Source organism: Hydrocarboniphaga sp. (assembly GCF_028291725.1).
Lineage (GTDB): Bacteria > Pseudomonadota > Gammaproteobacteria > Nevskiales > Nevskiaceae > Hydrocarboniphaga.
Map to the genome: position 1 here is coordinate 66,052 of NZ_JAQGNT010000092.1, position 25,134 is coordinate 91,185.

At 65.2% G+C, this 25,134-nt stretch carries 25 protein-coding genes and 1 pseudogene; 12 read left to right on the top strand and 14 right to left on the bottom strand.

The window, feature by feature from the left end:
* Positions 1-2,454: a DUF1592 domain-containing protein gene (locus JWQ90_RS23830; RefSeq protein WP_299697504.1), complete on the bottom strand. Its 2,454-nt coding sequence runs from the start codon at positions 2,452-2,454 to the stop codon at positions 1-3.
* A 344-nt stretch (positions 2,455-2,798) separates the two neighbouring features.
* On the opposite strand from JWQ90_RS23830, the gene JWQ90_RS23835 reads away from it, so the two are divergent.
* On the top strand, positions 2,799-3,446 hold the full coding sequence (locus JWQ90_RS23835) for a cytochrome b/b6 domain-containing protein (protein WP_299697505.1): 648 nt from the start codon (positions 2,799-2,801) through the stop codon (positions 3,444-3,446).
* 141 nt (positions 3,447-3,587) lie between these two features.
* Here JWQ90_RS23835 and JWQ90_RS23840 read toward each other — a convergent pair whose 3' ends face one another.
* A complete protein-coding gene (locus JWQ90_RS23840; protein ID WP_299697506.1) occupies positions 3,588-4,019 on the bottom strand; it encodes a hypothetical protein in 432 nt (143 codons plus the stop codon).
* On the opposite strand from JWQ90_RS23840, the gene JWQ90_RS23845 reads away from it, so the two are divergent.
* The gene (locus tag JWQ90_RS23845; protein WP_299697583.1) at positions 3,997-4,500 is read left to right on the top strand and encodes a response regulator; all 504 of its coding nucleotides are present in this window, start codon (positions 3,997-3,999) and stop codon (positions 4,498-4,500) included. The genes JWQ90_RS23840 and JWQ90_RS23845 overlap by 23 nt on opposite strands.
* 124 nt (positions 4,501-4,624) lie before the next feature.
* Here the strand turns inward: JWQ90_RS23845 and JWQ90_RS23850 are convergent, their stop codons facing one another.
* From JWQ90_RS23850 to JWQ90_RS23880, 7 genes are all read right to left on the bottom strand, one after another.
* Complete coding sequence (locus tag JWQ90_RS23850; RefSeq protein ID WP_299697507.1) at positions 4,625-6,376, bottom strand: BatD family protein; 1,752 nt, start codon at positions 6,374-6,376, stop codon at positions 4,625-4,627.
* Between the two features lie 6 nt (positions 6,377-6,382).
* Positions 6,383-7,312 carry a tetratricopeptide repeat protein gene (locus tag JWQ90_RS23855; protein ID WP_299697508.1) on the bottom strand — a complete coding sequence of 310 codons (930 nt, stop codon included), beginning with the start codon at positions 7,310-7,312 and terminating at the stop codon, positions 6,383-6,385.
* A 71-nt stretch (positions 7,313-7,383) separates the two neighbouring features.
* A complete protein-coding gene (locus JWQ90_RS23860) occupies positions 7,384-8,424 on the bottom strand; it encodes a VWA domain-containing protein (protein WP_299697510.1) in 1,041 nt (346 codons plus the stop codon).
* Positions 8,421-9,410: a VWA domain-containing protein gene (locus tag JWQ90_RS23865; RefSeq protein WP_299697511.1), complete on the bottom strand. Its 990-nt coding sequence runs from the start codon at positions 9,408-9,410 to the stop codon at positions 8,421-8,423. The genes JWQ90_RS23860 and JWQ90_RS23865 overlap by 4 nt, the downstream gene beginning before the upstream one ends.
* Positions 9,407-9,898 carry a DUF4381 domain-containing protein gene (locus JWQ90_RS23870; RefSeq protein ID WP_299697512.1) on the bottom strand — a complete coding sequence of 164 codons (492 nt, stop codon included), beginning with the start codon at positions 9,896-9,898 and terminating at the stop codon, positions 9,407-9,409. Before JWQ90_RS23870 ends, JWQ90_RS23865 begins: the two co-directional genes overlap by 4 nt.
* On the bottom strand, positions 9,886-10,788 hold the full coding sequence (locus JWQ90_RS23875) for a DUF58 domain-containing protein (RefSeq protein WP_299697513.1): 903 nt from the start codon (positions 10,786-10,788) through the stop codon (positions 9,886-9,888). The genes JWQ90_RS23870 and JWQ90_RS23875 overlap by 13 nt, the downstream gene beginning before the upstream one ends.
* A 13-nt stretch (positions 10,789-10,801) precedes the next feature.
* Positions 10,802-11,818, bottom strand: coding sequence for a MoxR family ATPase (locus JWQ90_RS23880; protein ID WP_299697514.1), 1,017 nt, complete (start codon positions 11,816-11,818; stop codon positions 10,802-10,804).
* Between the two features lie 210 nt (positions 11,819-12,028).
* On the opposite strand from JWQ90_RS23880, the gene JWQ90_RS23885 reads away from it, so the two are divergent.
* The 3 genes from JWQ90_RS23885 to JWQ90_RS23895 all read left to right on the top strand — a co-directional run bounded on the left by JWQ90_RS23885 (position 12,029) and on the right by JWQ90_RS23895 (position 14,228).
* On the top strand, positions 12,029-12,340 hold the full coding sequence (locus JWQ90_RS23885) for a helix-turn-helix domain-containing protein (protein ID WP_299697515.1): 312 nt from the start codon (positions 12,029-12,031) through the stop codon (positions 12,338-12,340).
* Positions 12,330-13,499 carry an ATP-binding protein gene (locus tag JWQ90_RS23890; protein ID WP_299697516.1) on the top strand — a complete coding sequence of 390 codons (1,170 nt, stop codon included), beginning with the start codon at positions 12,330-12,332 and terminating at the stop codon, positions 13,497-13,499. The genes JWQ90_RS23885 and JWQ90_RS23890 overlap by 11 nt, the downstream gene beginning before the upstream one ends.
* Before the next feature lie 207 nt (positions 13,500-13,706).
* Positions 13,707-14,228 (top strand): nuclear transport factor 2 family protein, encoded by a 522-nt coding sequence (locus tag JWQ90_RS23895; RefSeq protein ID WP_299697517.1) that lies wholly within the window; start codon positions 13,707-13,709, stop codon positions 14,226-14,228.
* A gap of 35 nt (positions 14,229-14,263) precedes the next feature.
* Here the strand turns inward: JWQ90_RS23895 and JWQ90_RS23900 are convergent.
* A pseudogene (locus JWQ90_RS23900) lies at positions 14,264-14,395 on the bottom strand (SDR family oxidoreductase); the annotation flags it as partial.
* A gap of 103 nt (positions 14,396-14,498) precedes the next feature.
* Between JWQ90_RS23900 and JWQ90_RS23905 the strand changes: the two are divergent.
* The 3 genes from JWQ90_RS23905 to JWQ90_RS23915 all read left to right on the top strand — a co-directional run bounded on the left by JWQ90_RS23905 (position 14,499) and on the right by JWQ90_RS23915 (position 16,282).
* Positions 14,499-15,302 (top strand): SDR family NAD(P)-dependent oxidoreductase, encoded by an 804-nt coding sequence (locus JWQ90_RS23905; protein ID WP_299697518.1) that lies wholly within the window; start codon positions 14,499-14,501, stop codon positions 15,300-15,302.
* Between the two features lie 15 nt (positions 15,303-15,317).
* Complete coding sequence (locus JWQ90_RS23910; protein ID WP_299697519.1) at positions 15,318-15,467, top strand: hypothetical protein; 150 nt, start codon at positions 15,318-15,320, stop codon at positions 15,465-15,467.
* An 86-nt stretch (positions 15,468-15,553) separates the two neighbouring features.
* Complete coding sequence (locus JWQ90_RS23915; RefSeq protein ID WP_299697520.1) at positions 15,554-16,282, top strand: TetR/AcrR family transcriptional regulator; 729 nt, start codon at positions 15,554-15,556, stop codon at positions 16,280-16,282.
* Between the two features lie 77 nt (positions 16,283-16,359).
* Here JWQ90_RS23915 and JWQ90_RS23920 read toward each other — a convergent pair whose 3' ends face one another.
* Positions 16,360-17,280 carry a TIGR03619 family F420-dependent LLM class oxidoreductase gene (locus JWQ90_RS23920; protein ID WP_299697521.1) on the bottom strand — a complete coding sequence of 307 codons (921 nt, stop codon included), beginning with the start codon at positions 17,278-17,280 and terminating at the stop codon, positions 16,360-16,362.
* A 256-nt stretch (positions 17,281-17,536) separates the two neighbouring features.
* A complete protein-coding gene (locus JWQ90_RS23925; RefSeq protein ID WP_299697522.1) occupies positions 17,537-18,193 on the bottom strand; it encodes a TetR/AcrR family transcriptional regulator in 657 nt (218 codons plus the stop codon).
* Positions 18,194-18,253: 60 nt separating this feature from the next.
* On the opposite strand from JWQ90_RS23925, the gene JWQ90_RS23930 reads away from it, so the two are divergent.
* The 4 genes from JWQ90_RS23930 (at position 18,254) to JWQ90_RS23945 (ending at position 22,933) form a co-directional block, all read left to right on the top strand.
* Positions 18,254-19,600: a hypothetical protein gene (locus JWQ90_RS23930; protein ID WP_299697524.1), complete on the top strand. Its 1,347-nt coding sequence runs from the start codon at positions 18,254-18,256 to the stop codon at positions 19,598-19,600.
* Complete coding sequence (locus JWQ90_RS23935; protein ID WP_299697525.1) at positions 19,597-21,030, top strand: acyl-CoA reductase; 1,434 nt, start codon at positions 19,597-19,599, stop codon at positions 21,028-21,030. The genes JWQ90_RS23930 and JWQ90_RS23935 overlap by 4 nt, the downstream gene beginning before the upstream one ends.
* A gap of 18 nt (positions 21,031-21,048) precedes the next feature.
* Complete coding sequence (locus tag JWQ90_RS23940) at positions 21,049-21,807, top strand: carboxymuconolactone decarboxylase family protein (protein ID WP_299697526.1); 759 nt, start codon at positions 21,049-21,051, stop codon at positions 21,805-21,807.
* Between the two features lie 103 nt (positions 21,808-21,910).
* A complete protein-coding gene (locus JWQ90_RS23945) occupies positions 21,911-22,933 on the top strand; it encodes a CorA family divalent cation transporter (RefSeq protein WP_299697527.1) in 1,023 nt (340 codons plus the stop codon).
* 83 nt (positions 22,934-23,016) lie between these two features.
* Here the strand turns inward: JWQ90_RS23945 and JWQ90_RS23950 are convergent, their stop codons facing one another.
* Together JWQ90_RS23950 and JWQ90_RS23955 are read right to left on the bottom strand one after the other, a co-directional pair.
* Positions 23,017-23,676, bottom strand: coding sequence for a PQQ-binding-like beta-propeller repeat protein (locus JWQ90_RS23950; RefSeq protein WP_299697528.1), 660 nt, complete (start codon positions 23,674-23,676; stop codon positions 23,017-23,019).
* Between the two features lie 173 nt (positions 23,677-23,849).
* Positions 23,850-25,070 (bottom strand): helix-turn-helix domain-containing protein, encoded by a 1,221-nt coding sequence (locus tag JWQ90_RS23955; protein ID WP_299697529.1) that lies wholly within the window; start codon positions 25,068-25,070, stop codon positions 23,850-23,852.
* Between the last annotated feature and the right edge of the window lie 64 nt (positions 25,071-25,134).

The window sequence follows — 25,134 nt, forward strand, 5'->3', positions numbered from 1 at the left end:
TCATGTTTCGGGTGTCCTGCGCTGCTGGAAGGGCTCGCTTTCGACGATGCCCATGATGAGAGTGTGGATGCGGTAATCGTCGCCGGCCGCGCGGCGCGCGATTGCGCGCACGCTCGGCTGGTCGTAGGCCTCGAGGCCGCGGCCGAGCGCGTAGATCAGCAGGCGTTCGGTGAAGGCGCGCGCGAACTCGTCCTTGCGGGTTAGCAGAATGTTCTGCAAGCCGGCGAGGCCGCTGAATTCGGTGCCGTCCGGCAGCTTCGCGGAGACGTCCACCAGGCGTCCGGCGTCCTGCGTGCGGAACGCGCCGACCGGGTCGTACTGCTCCAGTGCGAAGCCCAGCGGGTCCATCCGCACATGGCAGGACGCGCAGGCCGGATCGGCGCGATGCAGCTCGAGCTGTTCGCGCGCGTTGAGCGCGTGGCCGGCCTGCGTCAGCTTCAGCGCCGGTACGTCGGGCGGAGGTGGCGGCGGCGGCGCGGCGAGCAGGTTGTCGAGCACCCACTTGCCGCGCTTCACCACGGAAGTGTGATTGCCGTACGAGGTCACGGTAAGAATGCTGGCCTGGCCGAGCAGGCCGCCGCGCTGAGTCGCCGGATCGAGCATCACCTTGCGGAACTCGGTGCCTTTGACGCCGCTGATGCCGTAGTGCTCGGCGAGACGCTGATTCAGGAACGTGTAGTCGGACTTGATGAAGTCGAGCACGCTGCGGTTGTCGTGCACCACCGAGGTGAAGAACAGCTCGGTCTCGCGCTTCATCGCGCTGCGCAGCCGCGTATCGAAGTTCGGGAACAGGAACACGTCCGGCCGCTGATATTCGAGATTGCGCAGATACAGCCATTGCCCGGCGAAGTTGCGTGTCAGCGCCTCGGCACGCGGATCGGCGAGCATCCGCGCGACCTGTTGCTGGAGCATCGCGGGCTCGTGCAGCTTGTTGCGGGCGGCGAGCGTGATCAGCTCGTCGTCGGGCAGTCCGCTCCACAGGAACAGCGCCAGCCGCGAGGCCAGCTCCAGATCGCTGAGCGGATGCACGGTACCCGGCGCGCTACCCGCAGGATCGCGCTCGACCAGAAACAGGAAGCTGGGCGCGACCAGTACTGCCTCGACGGCGGCCTCGACGCCGTGCTCGAAATCGCTGCCGGTGCGCGCACTGGCGTAGATCTTCATCAGCGGATCGATGTCCGCCGTGGTGACCGGCCGGCGGTAGGCCTGACGCGTCAGCGTCGTCAGAATTTTGCGGGCACAGGCCTGCTCCGATGCGGCCGACTTCGCCGGCCGGCACACCAGCAGCTTGTGGCGGCTGGGCGTGTCGCCAGGGCCGCTCGCGTCGAACGGACCTTCGACGTCGATCTGCAGCAGGTCGCGCGGGAAGTTCGCCTGCGAGAAGCGCGGCGTCATCCGATACGAGGGCACATCGGTTTTGCCGACGCGTGCGCCGTCGACGATGAAGTCCAGTTGCAGCGGCACCGGCGGCGCCTGCGGCAGCACCACGATCTCGGTGGTGTTGCGCAGCGTCTGCACCGATTCGTCCAGCGCCAGCTGCTGGCGGAAGCTCATGCCAAGCCTATGCGGGCCGGCCTTCAGCGGTACGCGCAGCGCGACCCGGTCCTCCTTCATGCGATCGACTTCGTTGTTGGTGTTGGCGTTCAGATAGCCGCTGATTTCGTACCAGCCGTCGTGCGGCGCGTAGTAGCGGAACGCGCCGCCGCCGCGCGAATTCAACGGCAGCTCGTCGCTGCTGCGCTCGTCATAGGACGGAATGCCCTGGTTCTTGATCGAACCGTCCTTGGGCAGCAGATAGCTTGTGACGAACGGGCTTGCAGGCCCTTGGCCGATCGCCAGCCGGCTGAGCTTGCCGGCGACGGCGAGGTAGCGGTCCATCAGCGTCGGCGACACGCTCAGTACGTCGGCGATGTTGTCGAAGCCGTAGCCGGAGTCGTCGGCCGGCAGCTCCTTGCCGACGTCCACGTCGAGCGCGAGCAGGCTGCGCACCGCGTTGGCGTACTCGGCTCGGTTCAGGCGGCGCAGCGTCGCGCGCCCCGGATTGGGGTGCGCCTTGGCGTGCGCATCCAGCGAGGTCTCCAGCCACTGAGTGAAGTCCTTCATCGCCTCCGGCGAAGGCTGCGGCTTGCTGCGCGGCGGCATCTCGCCGCGCGTGGTCATGCGCAGAATCTTTTCCCACTGCGCCAGATGGGCGCCGCTGGCGAGATCGCCGGTCTGCACCGAGGTCAGCGACCAGTCGCCCGCCATGCGCTCGTCGTTGTGGCAGCGCGAGCAGTACTGATCGAGCAGCTGCTCGTGACCGGCCGCCTCGCTCGCGTGCGCCGGTGGCGGCTCCGCGCCGACGGCGGAGTGCGCCAGCGCGATCAGCGCGAGGCCGACAGCGCAGCGGGTGAGCACGGGCCTGCGAAAACTCAGGCGTCCGTGTCCACGCGCTGCGCCTTGATCGATGGTCATGCCAGGCGTCAGAGCAGAAAGCATGCCGGTACGGCGATGGCGCTCGCGGCGCCGGCAGCTGCGCTTGTTGGCGGAGCGCAAGCCCTGAATTTTCCGGCCTTTTCTCGCTGTCGCGCGGAGTGGCCGGAGACCGGATGCCGCGGTTTTGCCGGTGGATGATCACGGCGCACGCCAATAACGTGTGCACCAAATATGACGTAATTGCACTCAATATAAACACTGATCGTATGCAATTTTACGGGTCCGATGTGCCTCGATCCGCAGCAGCAGGCGCGAGCGGCGCGTCGGCAAGGTATTCGCATGCGCCTGCCTTCGCAGTTTCATCTGACGGACCAAGAAGCCACATGAGCACCCGCGTGCATTCCGCACAACGCGTCTGGGACCTGCCGACCCGCCTCGGGCACTGGCTGATGGCCTTGCTGGTCGCCGCATCGTGGTGGACGGCCGAAAATCACCAGATGGAATTCCACCGATACAGCGGCTACCTGCTGCTGGGTCTGCTCGTGTTCCGCCTTTATTGGGGCGTAGCCGGCAGCAGCACCGCGCGGTTCGCGGCCTTTGTCCGTGGGCCGCGAACCACCTGGGACTACATCCGCTCGCCGGCCGCGGGCGAGCCGGCCGGCCATAACCCGCTCGGCGCCTGGAGCATCGTCGCCCTGCTGACGCTGCTGTCGGTGATGATAGGGCTGGGATTGTTCGCCGTGGATGTCGACGGCATCGAGTCGGGCCCCTTGAGCGCCCACGTCTCTTTCGAAACCGGCCGGGCCTGCGCCCATTGGCATCATCGAGTCTTTAATGCACTGCTGGCCTTGATCGGCCTGCACCTCGCCGCCGTGCTCTACCACTGGATCTGGCGCGGCCGGAATCTGATCGCGGCGATGATCCACGGCCGAGCGCCGCTTGCGCAGGGCAGCGCGGTCGAACACGCCGGCGCCGTGCGTCTCATCGTCGGCGTGGTGCTCGCCGCCGTGGTCGTCTGGTGCGTTGTTTGACCGGGCGGATTGGGGCCTTATGACATCGTAGGTCGGCAATCCCTTGCCGACGTGCACCCTCGGATGCGCAACATAGGCCTCACGTCGGCAAGGGATTGCCGACCTACCGGTGGGGCAATACGTTGCGCCGGTTACAGACCGCTAGTTCAGCGCTTCGATCGGATGCAGGGCCAGCGCCAGCCGCACATGGCGTTGCGCTGCAAGGGCGGTAATGAGCACGGTCGCTATCGCCGCCGCCAGCAAAGGCAGTACCAGGCCCGGAACCACGCCGACACGATCGACGAAGCCTGCCAGGTAAGTGTGGCCAAGCCAGGCGGCGAGTGGCGCGCCCACCATCGCGGCGATCAGCAGCGGCGCCGCGAATTCGGCTGCGACCTCGCGCGCAATGGCGGCGTGGCCGGCGCCATGCAGGCGGCGCAGTACCAGCTCGGTGCGACGACGGCGTAGCGCGTCGGCGACCAGCGCATAGGCGCCGAGCATCGCCACGCAGACTGCCTCGATTCTGCTGCTCGACGACGACCCCGACGTCGGTCTGGCGGCGCAACTGCTGCTGCAGCGAAGGGTGGCGCCCATGGTCTGTCTGCGCCGCCCGGCCGAACTCGTCGCGGCGCTCGATCGTCTGCGCCCGGCCGTGCTGCTGCTGGACCTCAACTTCGGCCCGGGTCGCTCCGACGGTGCTCAGGGGTTGCGGTTGCTTGGTGAAGTGCGGGCTCGACCGCAGCCGCCGCTCGTGGTGGTGCTGACGGCCTATGCCGATATCGATCTGGCAGTGCAGGCGGTGAAACGCGGCGCTTTCGATTTCATCACCAAGCCCTGGGACAACGCGCGCCTGGTCGGCACTTGCCGCGAAGCGCTGCAGCACGCACGGCCCAGTGCGAGTGAGACGAGCACCACGCCAGCGGTGATCGAGCAGGGACGATCGCTCGCCGATCAGGAACGTGCCGCCGTGCTTGCCGCGATGGCCGGCGCGCAGGGCAATCTCAGCGCAGCCGCGCGCACTCTCGGCGTATCGCGAGCGGCACTGTACCGGCGGCTGCAGAAACATGGGCTTTGAGAAACTTCGTCTGTTCGGAGGCAAGTTGTAGGTTGGGGTGAGCGCAGCGAACCCCAACATCGGCGCGAACATCTGCCGGAAAACAAGTGTCGACAGGTCAGCCGACAGCCGGCGGCGCCGCATTTCAATACAGCTCGGCCAGCCCGGGTCTGGGACTGCTCGCGCTGGGTGTGCCCGGCAGCTGCGTCAGCGATTTCCCCAGCGCATCGCCATTCCACTGGCCGCCGGAATAGCAGGCACGATCGAGTTCCCGCAGCAGCGGCGTCAGCTGGGGATCGTCGAGTCGTGCCGCGAGAGCGTTTAAACCGGTAGGACGGGGATCGGCGCAGGCATGGCGCGCCCAGTGGAGCAGGGCGCGTCGCGCCGCGGCGGGATTGCCGTCCCGGCAGGCCTGCTGAAAGTCCCTGTGCGCGGCATGGGCTGTAACGGTGCTGGCGGACGGATTGCTCACTGACGTTTTTTCTGACGCGGCCGTATTCATTCGTTGTACGCGCGCCCTTATCAGCCACATCGACAGCGTTGCGATCCACAGCAGCGCCAGTACCAGGCTGATCCATTTCCAGGCTGAGTCCTGCGCTGCGGGCGCTGTTGCGGCGGACGCCGGCGCGAGCACCAAGGGCGGTGGCGAAGGCGCGTCAGCGGTCGCTGGCGGCGCGGGGCTGGTCTGCGTCGACGTGGTGGCCGACGGCAGCACGTCGAGAACGCGCTCGGGCAACACGATTTCCTGCGGCGTGTCGGTGGTGGTATCCCACCAGGCCAGCCGCAGTTCCGGAATCCGGTAGCGGCCGGCACGGGTGGCGATCAGCGCGATGTCCTGCTCGCGGCTGCCGGAGACGCGCGAGCCTTTCGAGGACGTCTCTAGTTTGGGCTGATCGGGATAGGCGCGGATTCCTTCAGGCAATTGCAGCTGCGCGCCGAGGTCCGGAAGCTGCGCTGCGGTCAGGCCCAGGGCGTCCATCCGCAGGTGCAGCGTCAGCGGTTCGCCGGCCTGCAGGGATGCGCCTTCGGGTTTCCAGCTTTTTTCGAGATTGAGCTTCTCCGCCGGCAGCCAGTTCTGCGATGAGGCACCGGAGGGACGCGGGCGGACTTCCAGCTGGATGTCGTCGCCATGCAGCCGCAGCTGGCGCAGCGAGCCGCCACTGAGCATCCCGCCGAACAGGTCGCGGCGTCCTTCTTCCTCGATCTGCGCGTCCAGCGTAGGACCGCGCAAGCTGACCGCGCCGCTGCGCTGCATCTGCAGCAGATAGCGGCGACGGATCACCTGGTAGCGGCGATTTTTGATCACGTCGACGTCCTGTTCATCCTGGCCCAGTTGCTGGACCGCGACATCGTCGCTGCCATCGAAATCAAGGCTGGCCCGGCGCACCGGCACGTCGGTGTGGACGGTCACCGTCAGCACCACGTTGCCCTGCACGTAAGGCTGCTTCTGGTCGAGCGTGGTGGCGAGAAACACGTGTTGCGAATCGGAATCACCGGGGCCGCCGGCGGGCGCCTCGGTCACCGTCAATGACAGTGGCGAGCTCGTCTCGCCGGCCCAGCTGATGGCCGGAATCTGCAGCTTGCCGGCGCGCTTGGGAATCAGCGCGACGTTCGCCACGCTCTGCTGCGACAGGTGACCGTTGATGAACTGCACGTTCGATTCGCTGCTGCTGCCAGCGACATCGAAGTCGGCATTCAGTGCGCTCAGATCGGGCGCATCGCCACCACGGCTGTCGCGCTGCAACCGTAACTGCACCGATTCGCCGACACCAACCCGATCGCGGTCCAGCGTGGCCCTGACCTCGGCGTTCGCGGCGAAGCAGGCACTGCAGAGCAAAGCGACGGCAAGAAGTTTTGTCGTATTGGGTGCGAGGCGCGGCTTGCGAAGGCGATTCATCTCTTGCTACCGGGTACTGAAAGGTTCGGGCTGCTGCTGGTGCCGCAGCATGTGCTCGATCATGAATTTGCGCCGCAGCAGTCCGCCCGGGTCGTCGGGAATCTGGCGCAGCCATTGTTCCTCGGCGAGCTGCTGCTCGGTCATCGGCTGTTGTTCGCGCGCATCGCTGCTGTTATCGCCAGTTTTGCTGCGGCGCTGCAAGGCATCCTGCGCATCGCGCTGCGCCTGCTCGGCGTCGTTGCTTGCGTCGTCCTTGTCTTGCATCGCCGCCTTCGACTGATCGGCTCCGCCCTGCTGCTCGGCGGGAGTAGCGTCGGACGGCGGCTTTTCCTGCGAGACATGCGAGTCCCCGGGTGGTCGCAGCTCGGACGGATGCGGCTGCGAATCGGGCGGCTGCTGTCCTTGCTTGTTGGACGAGCTGGTCGGGTTCGAGTCCTGCGCCGGCTGATTGTTCTCTGACGATTTCGTGTCGTCGTGATCCTGATTCGGCTGCGGCGACTGCTGTTGCTGCTGATCGCGCAGGGCCTTGGCGACTAGCTCGCGATTGTGCTGTGCATCCTGGTTGTTCGGATCATGCGCCAGCGCCGCGTCGTAGGCTTTCAGTGCCTGTTGCAGATCGCCGCCGCGCGCCAGCGCGTTGCCGAGATTGTATTGCCCGTCGCTGTCGTCGAAGGCGGTGAAGCCGCGCGCCGCGGCGGCATTGTCTCCGGCCTGCAGTTCGGCATAGGCCTTTCTTCGGGGCTCGGAGTAGGTCCGCGCCGCTGCTGCGGCATCGCCTTGTTGCAAGAGTTGCTCGCCACGCTGATCGGCGTTGCGCCACAGCGAATCCCAGACTTCGCCGGCCTGCACGGCGCCGCAGAACAGCACGCTCATCAGCGCAATGATGCGATAGCTTGCCCTGAGTAGGTTGGTGGTGAGCGCAGCGAACCCTAACATCGGCGCGGCGTACCGTTGGGGTTCGCTGCGCTCACCCCAACCTACGCGCTGATGTGTCGATGTGCCGCGCATCAGATCCATCCCCGCCGCGCGAACGACGCGGCCAGCAACAGCAGCAGCGGCAGCAGCCAGACGCCCGCGTCCTGCCAGTATTCGACCTTGACGCCCTGAGCCTCGACCGCGGCACCCGGGTACTCCGGCCCGGCCTGCAGTATTTTGATCAATTGCGGCAGCGTTTCCAGATCGACGTAGTGTCCGCCGCCGGTGTCGGCAAGACGGCTCAGATGCTCGGTGTCGACGCGTGACAGCACCGCCGCGCCCTGCGCGTCGTGCGCGAGGCGGCCGCCCGCCTCGACCAGCGCCGCGCCGCCGTGAGTGCCGACGCCGATCACTTCGAGCTTCGCGCCCTGCGCACGCAGCCGCTGCGTGGCGCCGAGCGCAGAGGCCGGGTCCTTGATCCCGTCGGATACCAGGATCACGCGACTGTCCTTTGCACCGCTGCGTTCCAGCAATTCGGACGCCTTGGCCAGTGCGGGTGCGAGTTGATCGCCCGGCGTCGGCATCAGTTCCGGCGTCAGCGGTTGCAGCAGCGAGCGCAAGGTGTTGGCGTCATCGGTCAGCGGCGACACCACGTAGGGCTCGTCGCTGAACGCGATCAGGCCGACTTTGGCGTCGTGCGCGGCGACCAGCAGATCGTCGATCGCGTAGCGCGCACGGGTCACGCGCGTCGGCGTCACGTCGGCGGCCGCCATCGACGGCGACAGGTCGAGCACGATCATCCAGGCCGCGCCGGCGCGATGCGCGGGCGCGGCGTCCTGCCGCCAACTCGGGCCAGCCAGCGCCAGCACCGCCAGCGTCCAGGCCAGCGCCAGCCAGGGCCAGGGCGACCAGGGATTGCGCGCCTCAACGCCTTCCCCGGCGCCTTCGAGCCGCAGCGCCGACAGCAGCGGCGCGTCGATCACTTGCGACCAGTTGCCCTGCGCGGCGCGGCGGCGCGCCAGCAGCATAGCCAGCCACCACAGCGGCAGCGCGGCCAGCAGCCACAGCGGCCGCAAAAAATGGAAGGCATGCAGCGCCTCGCTGATGCCGCCGAAGAACGCGCCTGCGTTCACGGGCCGCTCCATTGCCGGCCGCGCAGCAGACTCGCCGGCACGCTCAGCAGCAGCGCCAGGCCCAGCGGCCAGCAGAACCATTCACTGCGCGGGCGATACCACTGATCACGTCCGGCAGCGGGTTCGAGCTGGTTGATGCGCCGATAGACCTGCTCCAGCTTCAGTGCACTTTTGGCGCGGAAGTAGCCGCCGCCGGTGGCCTGCGCGATTTTCTGCAGGGTGTCCTCGTCGAGCCCGCCGCCGATGCTGTTGCCGAAGAAGTCCGCGCGCGGCGGTCCACCGACGCCGATGGTGTAGATGCGCAGGCCAGCCTCCTGCGCCAGCTTCGCGGCCTGCAGCGGCGGCATCATGCCGGCGTCGTTCTGGCCGTCGGTGAGCAGGATCAGCACGGTCTGAGATTGCGCTCCGTTCTTCGCATCGGCGTCGGGCGGATCGTCGCGCAGCCGCTTCAGCGCCAGGCCGATGGCGTCACCGATCGCGGTCTGTGTGCCGGCGATACCGACCACCGCTTCAGCCAGAAAGTGCTGCACCGTTTCCAGATCCGAGGTCAGCGGCGCCTGCAGGTAGGGCCGCGATCCGAATAGGATCAGCCCGACCTGGTCGCCGCTGCGCTCGCGGATGAAGTCGCCAGCGACTTTCTGTACGACCTGCAGCCGGGTCTTGTTGTCGTCCATGTCATCGGTTTCCATCGATCCCGACACGTCGACCGCCAGCAGCACGCGCCGCCCGGTGGTCGGCTGCGGCATCGGCTCGCCGAGCCATTGCGGCCGTGTCGCGGCGACGACCAGCAGCGACCACATCGCGATGAACAGCAGGCTGCGCCAGTGCGGTTGCGCCATCGCGCTGCTCGCGGCGCCATCGGCCACGTCCACCGCGAACGGCAGGAACAGCGCGCCGCCATCGGGACGGACCGGCTGCAGCATGCGCATCGCCAGCCAGGGCAGCGGCAGTGCGAGCGCCATCCACGGCCAGGCGAAATGGATCATGTGTGCTTACCGAAGGCGCGGTTGCGGATGAAGCCGCGCGCGCCGCGCAGCCACTGCGCGCGATCGGCGCGCGCGCGCGTGCCGTAGGCGGCGCGCAGCAGTTCGCGGCCGCTGTCGCCGGCCAGCGCCGATCCGCCACGCGCGGCGACGAAGGCGATCCACTCGTCGCCGTTGAGGCGCGCGACGGGTCCGCGGCCGTAGCGCGCGACGGCGAAACGGCGCAGCAGGTTTTCCAGATCGCGTGCGAGTGCGGTGTCGTGGGCAGCGCCGCTGTCGATCCGCCGCAGTTCGTTCAATGCCAGATGGCGCAGGCTGCGGCGATAACGCCGCCACGCATAGATCAGCGCGGCAGCCAGAAACGGCAAGCCGATCAGCAGCCACCAGCCCGGTGCCAGCGGCCAGATGCCCGGCGGCGCCACGGCGTGCGCCGGCGCCAGCTGGTCCAGCCAGGCCGGCGGCACAGCAGACGACGGCGTCAGCGCGCCCATGAGGGCTCCCGCAGCAGCGTCGGCAGCGTTTGCGTGATGTCGTCGGCGGTCTGCAAGCGCGTCAGCGGCAGGCCGAGCCTCGAAGCCAGGTCGGTGATGCGCTTTTCGCGCTCTGCCCAGTTGCGCTGCCAGGCGCTCTGGCTAGCCGCGCCGTCCAGCCAGCGCAGGCGTCCCGGCACGCCGACGCGGTAGTCGCCCTTGGGCAGGCCGCTGCTTTCGAGCGGATCGGTGATCCACAGCAGCCGGCAGTCGCAGCGCGAGGCGATGCCGGCGAGCAGGGCTTCGCTGTCGGCGGCCAGCCCGCTGAAATCGCTGAGTACGAAGGCGATGTTGCCCGGCTTGACCAGCGTAGCGAGTAGCGTAAGCGCGGCGTTCAGGCCCTGCGCCGAGGGCTCACCCGGCGAGCGCGGCTGCGCCTCAACCAGCGCCTGCAGCACCGGCAGCACGCCGGCGTTACGGCCGCGCGGCGGGAAGATCTGTGGCGGTCTATCGTCCTGCGCCACCACCGCGCCGAGCCGGTCGCCGCCGCTTACCGTGACCCAGCCCAGCAGCGCCGCGGCGCGCAGCAGCAGCGCGGATTTCAGCTGTCGCCGGCTGCCGAAGTACAGCGCCTGGTGAAGATCGGCGAGCAGCCAGGCTGGGCGCTCGCGGTCCTCGCGAAACACCTTGGTGTAGGGCCGTCCGCGCCGCGCGGTGACGCGCCAGTCGATGCTGCGGCGGTCGTCGCCTTCGGCGTACGGGCGCACTTCCTCGAACTCCAGGCCGCGGCCGCGCTGGGCGCTGCGATGCCCGCCCGGCAGCTGCGCCAGCGCCGATTGGCGCGCACGCAGATCCAGACCCTGCGCGGCCGACTGCAGCGCGATCAGTTCGTCGAGGTCCGGCAGGATCACGGGTAGTTCAGGCTTAGGGAGCCGGAACCGTGTTCAGCAGTTCGTCGACACACATCTGCGCGGTGATGCGCCGCGCCTGCGCCGAATAATCCAGCAGCAGGCGATGGCGCAATGCGTCGGGCGCAACCGCCTGCACGTCTTCGGGGCTGACGTAGTCGCGCCCCTGCAGCCAGGCGTAGGCGCGCGCGCCGCGCTCGATCGCGATGGCGGCGCGCGGGCTCGCGCCCCAGCGCAGCCATTCGGCGAGCTTGGCGCTATAGGGCGCCGGCGCACGCGTGGCATCGACCAGTGCTGCGATGTAGTCGGCGACGCTGTCGGCCAGCGTCAGGCTCAGGACCTCACGCCGCGCTGCGAACACCGCCTCCTGCGACAGCAGCTTGCGCGGCGGCGGCAGCACCTCGGCGGTGATCGCCTCGCGCCGCGCCAGTTCCATGATGCGTAGCGTGGTCGCGCGATCCGGATAGTCCACCAGCGTGTGCAGCATGAAACGGTCGAGTTGCGCCTCCGGCAGCGGGAAGGTGCCTTCATGTTCGATCGGGTTCTGTGTCGCCATCACCAGGAACAGCGTCGGCAGCCGATAGGTCGCGCTGCCGACGCTGATCTGGTGCTCGCCCATCGCCTCCAGCAGCGCCGACTGCACCTTGGCCGGCGCGCGGTTGATCTCGTCGGCCAGGATCAGGTTGTGGAACAGCGGGCCCTTCTGAAATTGAAAGCGCCCTTCCTCGGGCCGGAAGATGTCCGATCCGGTGAGGTCCGAGGGCAGCATGTCGGGCGTGAACTGCACGCGCTGGAAGTTCGCCTCCAGGCCCTGCGCCAGCGCCTTGATCGCGCGGGTCTTGGCGAGGCCGGGCGGGCCTTCCACCAGCAGGTGACCGTCGGCGAGCAGCGCCAGCAGCAGTCGTTCGACCAGGTTTTCCTGGCCGAGGATCTGGGTGTTGAGATAGGCGCGGGTCGCCTGGAATGCGGCCAGTGCGTTGTCGGTGGCCAGGGCCCGGGTCGCGGCCGTGGCGGCGTCGTGAAAATCTTCCATCAACTCTGATCCTCGTGCAGGATGCGGCGGGCGACACTCTATGTGCGCTTTCTTAAACTTGTCTGAAGGTGGGGCGCCGCGACTTTGCGCTGCGCGCGCTCATTGAGAGTATCCGGCGAACTCAGGACCCAGAGGCCGAACGGGTCGCGGCACGCTACTGTACCGCCAGGTGAGGGCAGGTGGTTTGGGTCAGTTGAGCACCTCGGTGGGTTGGCAGCGCCGGCGGACAGCATCGTCGTCAGGCGTCGCAGCCTCGTCCGTAACATCGTCGCGGACCAGCCCCCTGTCCGTTTTCGAACAGCTGTCTGGCGTGCCGGCGCGCGGGGCTGCGAAAATCCTGGCCGTGTCGGAACCCTGCGCAAACCCTGTCTCTATCCTGCTGCTCGACGACGATCCCGTCAGGAGCGCGCCGCCGTGCTGAGTGCCATGGCCGGGGCGCAGGGCAATCTCGGCGCGGCCGCGCGGACGCTCGGCGTGTCGCGAGCCGCTCTGCATCGGCGGCTGGAAAAGCATGGGCTTTGAAAAGCTTCGCCTGCTGGGCAGCGGGTTTTTTTGGCTGGCAGCCGGTGCACTTGCTGCCGTCGCGGATTCCTCGGCGCGTGCCAGGGTCGGCGCGGCCTTGCTGCTGCTCGTCGGTCTCATCATCGGCTGGCCCTTAACACGGCGACGTCCTGCTGCCGCGCAGATACCGGAGCCTTCACCGCTGCCGGACCCCAGTCATCTGATGATTCTTCAGGCCCAACTCGAGCATCTGCCGATCGCGGCCTGGGTTCTAACGGACGGGCGGACCTTGCGACCCTTGAGCAGCCGCGCCCGGCGGTTGGCAGCGCCCGGCACCGTGCGCGATCCCCGTGCCTTAAACCAGGTGCTCCAGGGAAGCGAGCGCAGCGGCCCGGTGGTACTGGAGACCGAACGCGGCAGCGAGCGCTGGCAGTTGCAGCGGCAAACACTGGCCCTGGGTGGCCAGGCGCAGACCCTGCTCGTATTGATTCCGCTGGAAAACGAGCTCGAATCGGAATCGCTGCAGGCCTGGAAGCAACTGGTGCAGGTGCTCACTCACGAGATCATGAACTCGCTGACGCCGATCAGGAGCCTGAGCCAGACGGCGCTGGGCCTGTTGAGCGAGCCGGACAGCGCGGCCGAACTGCGCGCGGCGCTGGACGCGATCGGGCGCCGGGCCGCGAGCTTGTCCGGCTTCGTCGGCAAGTATCGACAGGTCAGCCAATGGCCGGCACCGACGCTGGTGCCGGTCGACCTGCAGGCGCTGTTCAAACGACTGGATCAGGCGATCACGCCGGGCTGGGCGGCCCGAGGCGGCGAGGCCTCGTTCGAGCTGGCCTCGCCGAGCCTGCGTCTGCTGGCGGACGAGGGACAGCTGGAGCAGGCCATGCTCGCTATGCTTCACAACGCCGAGCAGGCCACGCTGGACGAGAGCGCGCCGCGGCTCTGGGTGCAGGCACGCCAGAGCCGTGGCGGGCGGCTGCAAATCAGCGTGCGCGACAACGGTCCGGGTGTCCCGTCCGGGCTGGAACGACAAATCTTCCTTCCCTTCTTCAGCGCGCGCGAAGGCGGCCAGGGCATAGGCCTGACCGTCGTGCGGCAATTGATGTACGGCATGGGCGGCCGAGTGCGCCACATTCGGCCGCTGGAGGGCGGCGCCAGCTTTGTGCTGATCTTCTGAGCCGTCGATTTGCCGGCCGTGAAAAAAAGCCAGCCGCGAGTGAGCACCAGCGGCATCTTGGTCTTATAGCTGGTAAACAGTAAACACTATTTAGTAACATTGGCAGCTTGGTAACACTGGCCGCACCAGTCATTCATCAGCCGGGACTATTCGATCATGCCAGCCGCCTGACAACGACCGGTATCCCTGGCGTTCTGGAGAAATCTAATGAATCACGACCAAGACAAACTGGCCACGATCATCGCCAAAGAAGAAATCCGCGAGCTTGCGATGCTGTACTCGCGCGGCGTCGATCGCAAGGACAGCGCGCTGCTGCGCACGCTCTATACTCAGGACGCCACCGACACCCACGGCGACACTTTCGATGGCAATGCCGAGGACTACGTGCAGTTCCTCGAGCGCTCGTTCCCTTACATGCCCTACAGCGGTCATCACATCTGTAATCACCTGATCTCCGTTGACGGCGATGAGGGCGAGGGCGAGCTGTACGCACTGGCCTACCACGTGATCCCTGACGGCAAGGGCGGCTGGCTCGAGGACTTCATGTGCGTGCGCTACATCGATCGCTACCGCAAGCAGGGCGGTCGCTGGCAGTTCTCGCAGCGCGTGGTCACCTATGACATGCGCAACCGGCGGCCGATCTCCTCACCCGACAAGCCGGCCGGGCTCGAAGACCCGACTTTCACCGTGCTGAAAAGTCGGCTATTTGCCCGGGGCCAGCGTGCCTGACGGTGATCGCGTTGCCTGATATCGGGAGTCGCGCGTCAGAGAGTGCGCGGACCGCCCAGGATCGGGCCGCCGCCAACTGCCAAGGTTTCGCCGGTGATGTAGGACGCGGCATCGCTCGCCAGAAACACAATCGCCTTGGCGACCTCCTCGTCCGGGTCTCCTTTCTGCTAGGTCTTTTGTGCGGCGCAGCGCTCGAGTAAATGTCAACAGGCGATAAATAGCTGGCACTATTTATCAGCTTTCTTCCTCATTGCGATACCGGAGAAAAAAATGATCGGAAGCGATCTGCTGGACCTGAACGGGCAGGTCGCGCTGGTGACGGGTGCGGGGCAGGGCGCGGGGCGCGGAATCGCGCTGATGCTGGCGCGGCACAATGCGGGCGGCGTTGCCGTCAACGACTATGTGTTGGAGCGTGCGCAGGCGGTCGCCGCCGAGATCGACGCCATGGGTATACACGCTGTGGCGGTGCAGGCCGATGTCGGCGACCATGCGTCGGTCGCAGCCGCGTTCGACAAAGCGCGTGCCGCGCTCGGCCCGATCACGCTGCTCGTCAACAATGCGGGCAACGCCGGCCCGCAGGCGACGATCGGCCTTTCGCCGCTGTTCTGGGAGACCGCGCCGTCCGAGTGGGACCGCTTTTTCCGCACCAATCTGCAGGGTGTCATGAACTGCTGTCATGTCGCGCTGCCCGAAATGGTCGCGCAGAAGCGCGGCCGCATCGTCACCATCGTCTCGGACTCCGGCCGTGTTGGCGAGGCGCGGCTCGCCGCCTATGCCGCGGCCAAGGCGGGCGCTGCCGGTTTCGTGCGCTCCATCGCCAAGGAAGCCGGGCGTTTCGGCGTCACCTGCAATGCGATCTCGCTGTCGACGCTGGAGCCGCCGATGAGCGAAGAGCAGCTTGCGCAGTTCATCGCCAGTGATCGCTCAAAGGCGCAGCTCTCGCAATACACCATCCGCCGCTATGGCAAGCCCGACGATGTCGCGGCGATGACGCTGTTTCTGTGCTCCGACGCATCTTCGTGGATCACCGGCCAGACCTATCCGGTCAACGGCGGCTATAGCTTCGCGATGTAAGCAAAGGATCGCCTCATGGATCAGCCTCGCGAAGAAATCGCTATCGAGTTCATCAGCGCTCTGGGTTTGCCGCCGGTCCAGTATGTCGAACTCGCCGCTGATCTGGTCGAGGCCGCGCGCGAGCTGACGAAGCGGGCCGAGGCTTTGAAAGCGGGCCGCGACTGAGGGTTGCCGGCGCGAATGCACGCACCTGGAATGCGCTGTGCGACAATTCCGGCTATCAAATTCGAACCGGTTCTGGAGTGGTCATTTTGCCGAAGGTCACTGTAGTCAAACGGACTAAAGTCACGCAAAAAAAACGTCGGCGCCGCTCAACGGAAGAGATCACCGATCTCCTCATCGAGGCGGCATGTGACGAATTCGAGCTCAACGGTTACGAGGGGACCAAAACCGCGGCTATCGCCAAAAAGGCCGGAGTGACGGAGGCTTTGATCTTCAGCAACTTCGGATCGAAGGCAAAGCTGTTCCAGGATTCGATCTTCAAGCCGCTCAATCAGCACTTTCTCCAGTTCACTGCCGCCCATTTGGTGGGCCCGGATGATGAAGAGGGACTCAAGGAAGGGACTCGTCAGTACATTCTGGAACTGCAGCAATTTATTCGGCGCCATTCGCGGATGCTGACATCGGTCGTCGCCGCGCAAATGTACGAGTCCGAAAATGTGCAGGGGGTCAGTCAGATCGAAGGTCTGAACGACTATTTTTCCCGGGCCACTGCCAGAGCGATGAAGCGGCTTTCCGGCAAGCCGAAGATTGACCCCAGGCTGATGGCGCGCGTCTCGTTCGCCACAATATTGGCCTGCATCCTTTTCAAGGATTGGCTTTTCCCGAAGGGGCTGGCGACCCAGGACGAGATCAGCGCAGCGATAAGCGACTTCGTCATGGAAGGCCTTGGCGCGAATGCCGATCCACAGCCCAAAGCACCGGGTGCGGCGCGGCCACGTCGTTCGCCGAGCGCCGCTGGATCGGCCAAGAAACGCTGATCCCGGGCTGGCTGATTCCAGATTTAGAAGTGCTCGCCGACCATCTCCGCGCTTTTTACCCAAAGCGCCTGGGCGCGCTAGCGAATGGCCGGCATGATCTCCTCCGCCACCCACTGCGTGTAGTCGCAATACTCGGCTATGGATTTCACCGCCGGAATCGGCACCGAGCTGACGGTAACGCCCAGCTCCTTGAACCAGCTGAGACGGTCGATGATTTCCGTCTTGCTCATGCCGGGCCGCGCGCGCGGATCGTCCTGCACTGTGTGGCCTTCACCGACACGGCTGGTCGCAAAACCATACATCACATCTTCGAGCTGCCCGTGATAGTCCGCTTGCGACTTGATGAACTCGATGCGCGCGGGAATATCTTCCGGCTTGGTCAGGAACGGCCACCAGCCGCTTGCGAAACGCGCGATCCGTTTCAGCACCGCGTCGGCTTCTCCGCCCATCCAGACCGGCAGATGGGGCTTCTGAAAAGGCTTGGGTTCGAAGGCGACGTCGCGGAAAGAAACATACTGGCCTTCGAAGACCGGGTTTTCCTGAGTCCACAGCGCGATGATCGCCTGAAGATACTCGTCGGTCATGCGACCCCGCTCGTGGAACGGCACACTGAGCAGATCGAATTCCTCCTTCAACCAGCCGACGGCGAAGGTGACGGTGACGCGTCCGCTGCTCAACCAGTCCATCGTCGCCAGCGCCTTCGCGGTCACGATCGGATGCTGCAGTGGCAGGATCGCGATGCAGGAGTTGACGCGGATATTCTCGGTCGCCCCGGCAAAGTAAGCCATGCCGGAATAGGCACTGAGATAGTGTGGGCCAGAAAGCTCGATATGAGAACGCGGCACGACGTGATGTTCCGGTACGGAGATCATCGAATAGCCTTGCTTTTCAGCCCATTTCGCCAGCCGTGTCTGGTCCGACCCTGTTACTGCGGCTTCCCAGGTTTGGCCGGTCGCCTTGAGTCTCGTGAGGTTCGGCATTGCAAAGCCCAATTTCATAATCTGCGCTCCATGTCGAACCTCATCTAACCACGGCAATACCAGGATTCATTGATGTCTCCGCTGGTCGAAAAAAGTCGGGTTGCAGCCTTGCTGTGTTGAGTTCGCGCACCGAGCGGGGAACCGACCGGGGCTCCGCGACGCAGGCTCATTAAATAGTATTTACTACTTAATGAAGTTGCTAGTACCACGGCACAGAGGTGTTGGGACCGGGGCGCGAACGAATGCTGGCGCGAGACAAGAGGCGGGGCGCCGATCATCGACGAACACCGTTGAGAAACAGGCCCACTCCGAAACTGATTCGCTTCTCTACCTCCGCTTTATCCAGCGTCTTGCCCGCAACGACCAGGCGCGCCGAACCACTCACCGCAAGGCTCAGAAATGCGGTAGCGGCGCGTCGCGGTTCGGTGACGTGGATCTCGCCCGAGGCACTGTGACGCTCGAAAAGGCTGCATAAGAGGTCGAGTGTCGGTCCGGTACCTTCGTCGATGGCGATGGTGAAGAGTTCCGGAAATCGGTAGGACTGTGCGCTCAGGATGCGTTGCAGCTTGATTGCGATCGGCGTGGCCGAATTGACGATCCGGAGTCGCGCGATCGCGGCCAGCGTCTGCTCCAGGTTGTCGGTGACCACGGCCTCAAGGGTTTCCCGCGGCATGGTGAATCGCTCGACGGCCCGGCGCACCGAGGCTTTGAAGAGTGCGGCCTTGTCCTCGTAACGCGCATAGATGGTGCGCTTCGACATGCCGACCTGGGCGGCAATCTCCTCCATCGTGGTTCGCTCGAACCCCATTTCCAGGAAGACGTCGAGTGCAACGTTCAGCAGCTCTTCCTGACGCTGTGTCTGCTGGGCGCGCGTGGGCCGCCCGGAACCAGGGCGTTCGGCGTCCGTATTTGCCAAAAGTTTCGTGGACATTAATAATGGAACGGTGCGGTACCGTTAGCTGCCTTGGCGAAGATGGATGGAGAAAATTATATGGGTACGACTGCTGACCGCCTAACCGGGCTCGTCAAAGACAGCGGGCGTTATGACATTCCTGCTGCCGAGCTTCGCGCTGCCCAGGCCGAGGCGATGAACGAGCGTTTCCAGGAACGCAGGGGCCAGATCAAGCTGCTCGCCCACCGTGCCAGCGACGCCGGTCTCGACGTGGTGAGTAGCCATGAGGACATGGTCAAGCTGCTGTTCCCGCACACCGCCTACAAGAGCTACCCGGAAAACTGGCTCATGGAAGAACGCTGGGATCGTCTGGGAAAATGGCTCGATACGGTCTGCACCTACCGCGTGCCTACGCAGGACCGGTCGCAGTTCAAGGGCATCGACGACTGGATCGAAAAGCTGGAGCAGGGCGGTCATTACGTGTCCTGTTCAAGCGGCACCACCGGCAAGTCCGCGATGCTGGTCGCCTCCAAAACGGACATGGACTGGTGCCAGGTCGAAGCCATCACCGCCTATACCTGGGGATCGGGCGTCGAGGCGAGGCGGGATCGCCGAATGTTCGGCCTGGCCGCGGTGGCGCATACGGCGCGCGCGGTCCACACCGGCAAAGCTTACGAGGCGCTGCAGAATCCGGCCTTCGAGCGATTCGCTTCGCCGATTGCGCCGATGACCGTGGGAGGCCTCACCAGCATGGTGGTGCTGCGCAAGAGGATTGCCGACGGCACGGCGAGCCCCAGCGATATCGCGAACATGGAGAAAGTCTCCTCGGAGCGGCAGAAAGCCATGGATGCGTCGGTCGGCATCACGGCACGCGCGATGGTTGAGGCGCGGCATGACAAGCTCCATCTATCCGGCTTGTGGGCGGGCATTTACAACGTCGCCAAGGCCGTGCGCGACATGGGCTACAGCGCCAGGGATTTCAATCCGGAGAACTCTATCTACGTCGGCGGCGGACTCAAGCGCGCCGTGCTGCCGTCTGACTACCGCGAGTTCGTCTACGAGACCTTCAACATTCAGCCGGAGCGCAACTACCAGAACTACAGCATGCAGGAGCTTCACTCCGGCATGCCGCGCTGCCGCAAGGGCGGCCGCTATCACTTGCCGCCGTGGCTGGTGCCGCTGATTCTGGACAAGCAGGGCGATGGCCTGCTGCCTCAGACCAAGGGCGAGTACGAAGGCCGCGCCGCTTTCTTCGATGTGTCGATCGATGGCCGCTGGGGAGGAGTGATTTCCGGTGACAAGGTTTCGATCGACTTCAGCCCCTGCGCCTGCGGCGCCAAGGGACCGTCGATTCGCGACAACGTGGCCCGCTACGCGGATCTCGAAGGCGACGACAAGATCGGCTGTGCCGGAACGGTGGATGCTTATGTAAGAGGTGTGTCATGAACTCGCTGACCATACCCGACGTCTCCGGCAAGGCGGAGCCCGTCGTTTCCGCGCCTTTTTTTGTGCGTGGCAAGCTGGTCGAAGGGCGTGACGTCACGCACCGGTCGCGCGACCTGGGTGTGAGCTTCGCGACCCCGCGCATCGATCTCGACGGTGTGGTGCCGCCACGCACCGAAGTGCCGCCGCTGCTCAACGTGCCGACAGCGGAGATCATCGACTTCCTGGTCGAGACGGGGCAGCGCATCGTGTCGCCGAACAACGTCGTCATGCAGGAATGCATCGATCGCATGTGCTCCACGCACATCCTGCCGCGCGCCGTCGTCGAGAACCAGGCGCGCTCTGCCGCCGCGTATCTCGACAAGCGCAAGCTGATGGCCGAGCTGGAGCAGAACTTCCCCGATCCGAGGGCCCTGGATACCTGGGTGCCCAAGCAGGACTACACCGGCCGCAAGAGCTTCGTGCGCGCGTTCGCGCCGCGCCTGGTCCACGTGCTGCCGGGAAATTCGCCGGGCGTGGCGGTGAAGTCGATTGCGCAGGGCGCGATGGTCAAGGCGATCAACCTATTCAAGATGTCGTCCAGCGATCCGTTCACCATGGTGGCCTTGCTGCGCACGATGGCGGACATCGATCCGAACCACGCCATCGTGAAGTCGATGTCGGCGGTCTACTGGCGCGGCGGCGACAATACCATCGAGGCGATCCTGTACCGCCCGCAGTTTTTCGACAAGATCGTGGCCTGGGGCGGCGGCGATGCGATCAGCAACGTCATCCAGTATCTCGGCCCCGGCTTTCAGCTTGTGTCCTTCGACCCCAAGACCTCGATCTCGCTGGTCGGCGTCGAGGCCTTCGCATCCGATGCGACGCTGGACCTCGCCGCGGACCTCGCCTCGGCCGACGTGATGACGCTGAACCAGGAAGCCTGCGTCGCGAGCCGCTTCCAGTTCGTCGAAGGCAGCCAGCAGCAGGTTGATCGCTTCTGCGGGAAGCTGCACCAGCGCATCGCCGAGCGCGCTGCGGCGTCGGGTGATATCCGCCCTCTCGACATGGACCTGAAGGAACAGGTCGACGCGCTGATGATGCTCGACGACGAATACCGCGTCTGGGGCAAGAGCGACGGCAAGGGCCTGGTGATCCGCTCGAACGAGCCGGTGGACTTCCACCCGATCAACAAGACTGCCAACGTCGTGCGCGTGGATTCGCTCGACGACGCCACCAAGTACATCAACGTGGCGACGCAGACCGTGGGCTTCTATCCGTTCAACCGCATGGCCGACTATCGCGACCGGCTCGCCAGCGGCGGTGCGCAGCGCGTCGTCCACCTGGGCGAGGCGGGGCCATCCACGATCGGCAATCCACACGACGCGATGTATCCTCTGCATCGTTTCGTGCACTGGATGGCGCACGAGGATGGGCTTGCGCCGCAATACTGAACGAGAAGCTAAAACACTGTGATAGAAGAGACCAAGCCAGACAAGGACCCCGCCACGCTGACACTGGAGGCACGACGCAAGGCCGAGGCACGTGAAGCGCAGGTGTTGGGCGATGGGCCACGGCTGCAACCGATCGAGCTGAACGAGATTTCCGGCGGTTTGCTCGCCATTCTGGCTCGGATGGAGGGAGTCAACGGTGCACTGAAATCCGATGCCGACGGCGATCGCGGAGGCACCCAGTCATTGCGGACGCAGTTGCTGGCGGACCCTGAGGCCGCCGCCTTGTCGCCGGAGGTATTGGCAAGCCTGTCGCAATTGCCCGAGATCATCCGAACGATGTTGCGGCACGCCGAGTTGTTTGCGGTTCATACCGACGTCGGTCTGCAGCTTCTTGCGCGCGGGGCCTTGTCCTTACGGGATCGCGAACTCGCCATACTGCGGATCGCCTGGCTCTGCCAGGCCCCTTATGAATGGGGGGAGCACGTCAGGGTTGGCAAGCGGGTCGGCCTCACCAGCGACGATATCGCGCAGGTGATCGATGGCCCTGATGCCGCAGGCCTGGATGAGCATGACTGCGCCATCTTGCGAGCGGTCGATGAACTGCACGGCGATGCGATGATTTCGGATGCAACCTGGGAAACGCTTGCCAAACGGCTCGACGAACGGCAGTTGATCGAATTGCCGATTATCGTGGGCCAATATCAGTCAGGTGCCTACTACCAGAATTCGCTGCGCCTGCGCCTGCATACAGGCAATCTCGGCCTGAAGGCGCGCTAGGCCTGGCTGCGTTGCTCCTCCTCCGTGGACGATTGTATCCCGACACGAATCTGTCATCGACGGCAACTAGCCTTCTGGGTTGGCTTTCGCTGTCGAGCTTGCCTTGAATACCAACATCGCACCCGAATCGGCCGGCAGCGTTCTGCTGGCACGCAGTCGATTGACGAACGGCCTCGTCTGGGGCTTCCACTTTATCGGCTCGGAAGCCGTGCCTGTCAACGATCCTCATTCTGATGAAAGGCCGGCGGCAGGCGGTTTGCGCTGGCTTCACTTCAGCTCGGCCGATCGTGGCAGCCAGCGGTGGATCGAATCCGCCAATCTGCCGAAGTTGGTGCGAGAGCTGATGCTGTCGCACGACGACCATCATTGCGCGCTCGTCGATGAGGGTTATGTGGCCTGTGTGCTGCACGATTTCGAGCGCAAGTTCGACGGGCAGGATACGCCGAGCGTCGGCACACTACGCTTCGCGGTCGGTGATGGCTTCATGCTGACGGTCCGCAAGCATCCATTGCGCTGTGCCGATGTCGTTCGGCGACGCATCGAAGAAGGCGCGCGCCCCGTCGATGCCCCGATGGCTTTGGAGTTGCTCGCTGGTGCAATCTCCGAGGTAATGGGCAGCGTTCTGGGCAATATCGAAGCTGCCGCCGAACGGGTCGAGGACGAATTGCTGACTGACGATCTTTCGCCGAATACCAGCGAGCTCGTCGGCATGCGGCGACGCACGGTTAGAATGCATCGAATGCTGGCCGGGCTGGGTGCTGCCTGTCGGCGGCTCGAGTCCGATACCGAGTTACCCCAGCCGCTGCTGCCGGCCATCGAGAATTTTGCACAACGTATTATTGCCCTCGATCAAAGAGTCACTGCACTGCAAAGCCAGCTGCGGCTGCTGCGCGACGAGCTCGATCTCCAGGCGGCGCAGCGCACCAACCGCAGCCTTTACGTCTTGTCGATCCTCTCCGCATTGATGCTGCCCGCGACGCTGGTCACGGGCCTGTTCGGCATGAACACCGGCGGTCTGCCGTGGGCGACCTCTTCATTCGGCACTTTGGCCGCCACCCTGTCGGCGTTCGGTGCCGCGGCGGCCGTTTACTGGGTACTCCGCCGGCTGGGGTTCGTGCGCCTGTAGACCGATCGGGTGGGACTTCGTCTGAGTTTCCTAAAGCGCAAAACGATAGATTGCCGGTATGCAGCCGGAACACCGTTCACCGATTACAGGCTGCCGGTCGCCGCGGTGTTTCGCCTGGGTCGGCGGACGGCTCTCAGCTTTCCGCTGTTTCCTCCTCCGCAGAAGAACTGATCGCCGCCATCGGACTCAAGCCCCGACACGCCCACTCCGGGCGGCATGTCGAGACTCTCCAGCACCTCACCTGTTCGAGAATCGATTCGCCTCAACTCGCTCGCTTCACTTTCCCAGGTACCGTGCCAGAGGTCTCCGTCGATCCAGGTGACACCGGTGACGAAGCGGTTGGATTCGATGGTGCGAAGAACCGCCCCAGTTTGGGGATCGACTTGATGAATCTTCCGCTCCCGATAGTGCCCGACCCAGAGCGTACCTTCGGCCCACGCCAGCCCCGAGTCACCGCCGCCGCCGGGTGCAGGAATCGTGGCGAGCACGCGGCCGGTCTTCGGATCGATCTTCTGGATGCGATCCTCGGCGATCTGAAACAGGTGCTGGCCGTCGAAGGCCGTTCCTGCATGTGCGGCGACCTCGATCGAGCGCAGCGTCTTTCCGCTCGCCGGATCGAGGGCGTTGAGCTTGTCTCCTGACGCAAACCAGACTTGCTGACCGTCATGCGTGACGCCACCCACGCTGTCGACGCCTGGGAAAGGGCCATATTCACGGATGATTTCGGCTGCTGATCTTTTCATGGTTCCATCCTAGTCCGCTGAATCGGAGAAATCAGATGTGCCCGACCGCCCGTTCCGCGCACGCTGCTGCGTCAGAAATGCTCGCAATAGTCACCACTATTGCTGTGCTTTCTTCCTTGCATCGCACACGGCCCGACACGCCCGGACCCATCCGCTTCCTCCGATTCAGCGGACTAGTCGCTCGGCAGTGGGGTAGGGAGTAACAAAGTCGTCGTGAATCCCGACACAGGCGGAGTCATCCAGCGACGCGCCCGTCCGCGACCCAAGGACTGCACCTTGCCCGCAGCCGCAAGAGAGTCGAGTGCGCGCTGTACGGTGCGCTGGCCGGCTCCAAGCGCAAGCGCCAGGGCCGAACTCGACCAGGATTCACCGTCGGTAAGAAAAGCGAGCACCGCTGCATGCTGTTCCTCGACAGGCCGTGCCAGCACGACGGCTTCGCTTGCGCGACGCGGGACCAATGCAAACCCTCGTTTCGTCGCGATCACGTTGGCCAGCGGTCGAAGCATCGTGCGAAGCCGCCCGATTTCGACTCGCAGCCGCGCGCGATGCGATTCATCGGCGTGTTTCGCTCGGAATGCCCCTGCGATGAGCGCGCCCCTGGCCACGTCCCCGGGCCAGGCTTCGCTCAGCGCGCGTGCGAGCGAGAACAAAACCGGACGTCTGGCGAGCGACACCGACGTCTGCGCGTCACGCACGACATGACGGAACGCGTCCACGACGAAAGCCTCCGACGCCAGCAAGGCTTCAACCTCATCGAGCAGAAGAGTCCGCTCCTCGTTACACGCGATCAGGCGCGCCGCGGGCATGTCCAAGACCAGGGACGCACTGTCAATCTCCGCCGTCAGCGCCGGGATGCTGGCGTAGCGCGCGGCCAGCGTTGCACGAGCAAGCGCAGCGCGTGCCGTCTTCGCCTGCAGCCGTCGTATCGCGATTCCCGCAGCGATCAGTTTATGGACGGCCCTCGACGCCGGCGGTACGAGTGCGGCGTCGAGCTTGGCGAGCGCACGCTCGGCCTGGTCGAGATTGCCGATCAGTAGAAGGCGCCGGACTTCCAGATATCGCGCATGCGCGACGTTCACCCGGTCCCCGTGATCTTCGAGTGTTGCCCGCGCTGCGTCTAAGGCTTTCGCGGGCCAGCCCAAGTCGCGCGAGGCCAGTGCGATCTCGGCCTCGGCGACGACGCACCGCGCCCGGGCCACGGGCGCTTTCGGGCCGAAGGCGCGCGCCGCGCTTCGCAGCAGCGCCTTCGCGCGAACCAGATCGCCGAGTTGCGCCATCGCAATGCCTCGAAGCGCGAGCGCAGGTGCGTCGTCGCGCAAGGCGACTCGCTTCAGCGCGCCGAGAGGATCACCTGCCGCCAGGGCACGTGCCGCCGCCGTAATCAACGAGTCCATTTGAATCCCGACACACTTGTCACTCCCACTGTTTCCTTGCCCATTCCTAATCTATCCCGGCACC

What these genes read in the sequence shown, in the direction of transcription:
- JWQ90_RS23830 (WP_299697504.1), bottom strand. Translation starts at nt 2,454, where the DNA reads ATGACCATCGATCAAGGCGCAGCGCGTGGACACGGACGCCTGAGTTTT.
- JWQ90_RS23835 (WP_299697505.1), top strand. Translation starts at nt 2,799, where the DNA reads ATGAGCACCCGCGTGCATTCCGCACAACGCGTCTGGGACCTGCCGACC.
- JWQ90_RS23840 (WP_299697506.1), bottom strand. Translation starts at nt 4,019, where the DNA reads ATGGGCGCCACCCTTCGCTGCAGCAGCAGTTGCGCCGCCAGACCGACG.
- JWQ90_RS23850 (WP_299697507.1), bottom strand. Translation starts at nt 6,376, where the DNA reads ATGAATCGCCTTCGCAAGCCGCGCCTCGCACCCAATACGACAAAACTT.
- JWQ90_RS23855 (WP_299697508.1), bottom strand. Translation starts at nt 7,312, where the DNA reads ATGTTAGGGTTCGCTGCGCTCACCACCAACCTACTCAGGGCAAGCTAT.
- JWQ90_RS23865 (WP_299697511.1), bottom strand. Translation starts at nt 9,410, where the DNA reads ATGATCCATTTCGCCTGGCCGTGGATGGCGCTCGCACTGCCGCTGCCC.
- JWQ90_RS23870 (WP_299697512.1), bottom strand. Translation starts at nt 9,898, where the DNA reads ATGGGCGCGCTGACGCCGTCGTCTGCTGTGCCGCCGGCCTGGCTGGAC.
- JWQ90_RS23880 (WP_299697514.1), bottom strand. Translation starts at nt 11,818, where the DNA reads ATGGAAGATTTTCACGACGCCGCCACGGCCGCGACCCGGGCCCTGGCC.
- JWQ90_RS23890 (WP_299697516.1), top strand. Translation starts at nt 12,330, where the DNA reads ATGGGCTTTGAAAAGCTTCGCCTGCTGGGCAGCGGGTTTTTTTGGCTG.
- JWQ90_RS23895 (WP_299697517.1), top strand. Translation starts at nt 13,707, where the DNA reads ATGAATCACGACCAAGACAAACTGGCCACGATCATCGCCAAAGAAGAA.
- JWQ90_RS23905 (WP_299697518.1), top strand. Translation starts at nt 14,499, where the DNA reads ATGATCGGAAGCGATCTGCTGGACCTGAACGGGCAGGTCGCGCTGGTG.
- JWQ90_RS23910 (WP_299697519.1), top strand. Translation starts at nt 15,318, where the DNA reads ATGGATCAGCCTCGCGAAGAAATCGCTATCGAGTTCATCAGCGCTCTG.
- JWQ90_RS23920 (WP_299697521.1), bottom strand. Translation starts at nt 17,280, where the DNA reads ATGAAATTGGGCTTTGCAATGCCGAACCTCACGAGACTCAAGGCGACC.
- JWQ90_RS23925 (WP_299697522.1), bottom strand. Translation starts at nt 18,193, where the DNA reads ATGTCCACGAAACTTTTGGCAAATACGGACGCCGAACGCCCTGGTTCC.
- JWQ90_RS23930 (WP_299697524.1), top strand. Translation starts at nt 18,254, where the DNA reads ATGGGTACGACTGCTGACCGCCTAACCGGGCTCGTCAAAGACAGCGGG.
- JWQ90_RS23935 (WP_299697525.1), top strand. Translation starts at nt 19,597, where the DNA reads ATGAACTCGCTGACCATACCCGACGTCTCCGGCAAGGCGGAGCCCGTC.
- JWQ90_RS23950 (WP_299697528.1), bottom strand. Translation starts at nt 23,676, where the DNA reads ATGAAAAGATCAGCAGCCGAAATCATCCGTGAATATGGCCCTTTCCCA.
- JWQ90_RS23955 (WP_299697529.1), bottom strand. Translation starts at nt 25,070, where the DNA reads ATGGACTCGTTGATTACGGCGGCGGCACGTGCCCTGGCGGCAGGTGAT.